This window comes from Acetobacter tropicalis (assembly GCF_001580915.1).
Classification (GTDB): domain Bacteria; phylum Pseudomonadota; class Alphaproteobacteria; order Acetobacterales; family Acetobacteraceae; genus Acetobacter; species Acetobacter tropicalis.
Genome location: NZ_LHZQ01000090.1, coordinates 1 through 2,741, shown reverse-complemented (window position 1 = coordinate 2,741; position 2,741 = coordinate 1). Strand labels below are relative to the sequence as shown.

At 56.4% G+C, this 2,741-nt stretch carries 4 protein-coding genes and 1 pseudogene; 1 reads left to right on the top strand and 4 read right to left on the bottom strand.

All coding sequences use genetic code 11. From position 1 onward, the window contains the following. Positions 1 to 212 (bottom strand): hypothetical protein (locus AD944_RS17180; RefSeq protein WP_156477222.1); only part of this gene is annotated, 212 nt, incomplete at its 3' end. A gap of 78 nt (positions 213 to 290) precedes the next feature. Here AD944_RS17180 and AD944_RS00690 point away from each other — a divergent pair. Continuing rightward, positions 291 to 848 carry a phosphate-starvation-inducible PsiE family protein gene (locus AD944_RS00690; protein WP_045541524.1) on the top strand — a complete coding sequence of 186 codons (558 nt, stop codon included), beginning with the start codon at positions 291 to 293 and terminating at the stop codon, positions 846 to 848. A gap of 49 nt (positions 849 to 897) precedes the next feature. Here the strand turns inward: AD944_RS00690 and AD944_RS00685 are convergent, their stop codons facing one another. The 3 genes and pseudogenes from AD944_RS00685 to AD944_RS00675 all read right to left on the bottom strand — a co-directional run. After that, positions 898 to 1,239 (bottom strand): hypothetical protein, encoded by a 342-nt coding sequence (locus AD944_RS00685; RefSeq protein ID WP_145912774.1) that lies wholly within the window; start codon positions 1,237 to 1,239, stop codon positions 898 to 900. A gap of 75 nt (positions 1,240 to 1,314) precedes the next feature. Further along, positions 1,315 to 1,797 carry an Hsp20 family protein gene (locus AD944_RS00680; RefSeq protein ID WP_045541522.1) on the bottom strand — a complete coding sequence of 161 codons (483 nt, stop codon included), beginning with the start codon at positions 1,795 to 1,797 and terminating at the stop codon, positions 1,315 to 1,317. A gap of 400 nt (positions 1,798 to 2,197) precedes the next feature. Further along, a pseudogene (locus AD944_RS00675) lies at positions 2,198 to 2,692 on the bottom strand (IS66 family transposase); the annotation flags it as partial. Positions 2,693 to 2,741: the final 49 nt, after the last annotated feature.

Below are 2,741 nucleotides of genomic sequence, written 5' to 3'. Positions count from 1 at the left end.
GCACATTGATGCCGCAGGGAGGCCGTCCACCCCATCTGGTTCAGGCCATGACACGCTTCATTGAGGAGCATCGGCAGTCCTTCCTTATCTGGATCGATTGGTGGCTCCTCTTCGTCAGGCGCCGGACGCCGGCGCTGTTCCTTCTCCCGAGAAGGAAGCGGAGGCGGTTCGAACGGGCGGTGGGCGCCCATGATCCGTAACGTGTCTTGCATGAGGACATTCTCCATCACTAAAAGAAAAACCAGACCCACGTGGGAACTATAACGCAATTCATAGATGGGAAAATGGCTATGGAAGACCTCTCCATGAAACGTTCCTGGCAGAGCAGGGACTGGTCCCACTTCATCAAGCTGTTCAGGGGCCTGACATTCTACGAGCGTTTTGAACAGGCGATCATTCTGACCCTGATTGCGCTCATCATGCTGGTAACCGCCATAGCGACGATTCATCTGGTCGGCGCGGTATGGCATCTGGTTGTCGATGTCGGAATCGATCCGATCAACCAGACGATCTTCCAGGCGATTTTTGGCGCGATCTTTACCGTCATCATCGCTCTTGAGTTCAAACACTCCCTGCTGGTCGTTCTGGCCCAGCATGAAAACGTCATCCGGGTGCGGACCATCGTCCTGATCGCCCTCCTGGCGATTGCCCGCAAATTCATCCTGCTGGATCTACATGATGTGACTGCCGTGGAACTGTTTGCTCTTTCGGCGGCTGTTCTGGCTCTGGGCATCGTCTACTGGCTAGTTCGCGAGCAGGATGCGCGCGTCGCGCGCGATACCAGGGAACAGACGCCTCTCGAAGATAATTCTGCGGTCCGCTGCGCGCCTGAACGGTCTTCATCCTGAAGAATCGAGGTAAAGGCGGCCTACAACGCCGCCTTTACGCAAAGCCCTATTACGTCCCGTGCGATGAAGACGTTTTCTTCGCCGTCTCTGGCCCTGAAGGCATCAGATGATCTATGTCGATGGGCCGGAACGGCGGAATAGGTTGTCCGGGATAATAGACCGGCCCCTTGTAGTTCTGATCCAACTGGCTTGCGTTCAAACTGTCGACCAGCATATCACCTGTGCCGTCTTCGTAATGAGCGCGAACCCCGGTTTTGGGGACTGTGGATGGTCCCTCAGTCGCCCTCGCATCGAATGATGTTGCTGCCGCCCGGGCAAGATCACCAGCATGTGCACCCGACTGGCTCAGTAGAGACAACCCCAGAGCAGCGCACGACAGAAATATTTTCATCCTCTTCATGTTCATGACCTTTCGAGACTCTCCTCCGGCCGGATGAATAGCCGGGGGAGAGGTTTCGTCATGCCATCAGGCTGCCTCTTTCCGCGCCTCGATCTGGGGCACGGCTTCCTCCGCACGTAATGTAGAGGACGTAATCGCGATACGACGCGGCTTCATCGCTTCGGGTATCTCACGTTTCAGGATAATGGACAGAAGTCCGTTCTCGAAGTGCGCATCGGTGGCTTTCATATGCTCGGCCAGATCGAAGCGGCGTTCGAATTCTCTGCCCGCAATACCCCGATGGAGATATTCGGCGGCGCTTTGCGGCTCGGGTGCCTTTCGTCCTGTCACGACAAGAGTATTGCGCTCCTGTGTGATCGTAAGGTCGTTCTCGGCAAGTCCGGCAACGGCCAGGTCGATCCGGTAATCATCCTCACCAGTCTTGACGATATCGTAAGGCGGCCAGTTATCGACCGCTGGAATCCGGCTGGCGAGATCAAGGGCGTTGAGCAGTCTGTCAAAACCCACGCTCGAACGGAACAGGGGAGCAAAATCAACGGTGGCTCTCATAGCCATATCCTCCTTTGAGCAACATGGACACAAGATCAAAACTGATAGTTCTGTCTGCCGACCCCTTTGGCGGCCGGCAGATTCAATCTGGGCACTCCGTGCATGGTGTCAAGAGGTATCAAAAATGCAGAAAGGCAGGTTTGGGCGTCCTCAATCGTTCGCGTGTTCAGAGTGGACCAGAACAATGCCTGATAGCATCGGATGGAAGTTGCTAGCCGCGGCATTCGCCGCGACCATGCTGAGTGCCGCTCCGGCGGAGGCCTGGCCGTGGATTTATGCTGGACCACCAATTGTCGTTCCACCACCAGTCGTGGTCGCGCCGCTAGCTGTCAGTTGGGGCGGGCGGTCTCCTTCAGAAGGTTTATCAACCGTAAGCATCCGGAGAGAGCCGCGGGCGTAATCAGGCTTTGATGGTCTTATTGCTGTGGTGAAGGGTTTTCCAGTGCCATGGCAGGAGTTCATGGAGGCGCGGATTTGGCAGATCGTTGATACGGGCGAGGACATCTGCGAGCCATGCTTTGGGATCGACAAGGTTCAGACGGGCGGTGACGATCAGGGAATACATGGCGGCAGCGCGTTCTCCGCCCCGGTCTGACCCGGCGAATAACCAGGCTTTTCTGCCAAGGGCTATCCCACGGAGCGCACGCTCTGCGGCGTTATTTGTGAGACAGATGCGCCCATCATGTAGAAACCGTGTGAACATATCAGGTCGTCTGAGAAAATAGCTCATGGCCTGTGCAATGGGATTTTTTAACGACATGCGTTGGCACGTGTCACGCATCCACATGAACAGGTCCTCTACCATGGGAGCACTGCTTTCCTGACGGACCGCGAGCCGATGCTGGTCCGGGGTGCCGTTTATCACACGTTCAGCCTCGAAGATGGCGTCGATCCGCGCACGGGACTATCCTGATCGCCGTCGTCGACGGACTGAAGGGCTTTCC

Bases quoted from the DNA above. Each gene is read 5' to 3' on its own strand.
- AD944_RS00680 (WP_045541522.1), bottom strand. From the start codon at position 1,797: ATGAGAGCCACCGTTGATTTTGCTCCCCTGTTCCGTTCGAGCGTGGGT.
- AD944_RS00685 (WP_145912774.1), bottom strand. From the start codon at position 1,239: ATGAAAATATTTCTGTCGTGCGCTGCTCTGGGGTTGTCTCTACTGAGC.
- AD944_RS00690 (WP_045541524.1), top strand. From the start codon at position 291: ATGGAAGACCTCTCCATGAAACGTTCCTGGCAGAGCAGGGACTGGTCC.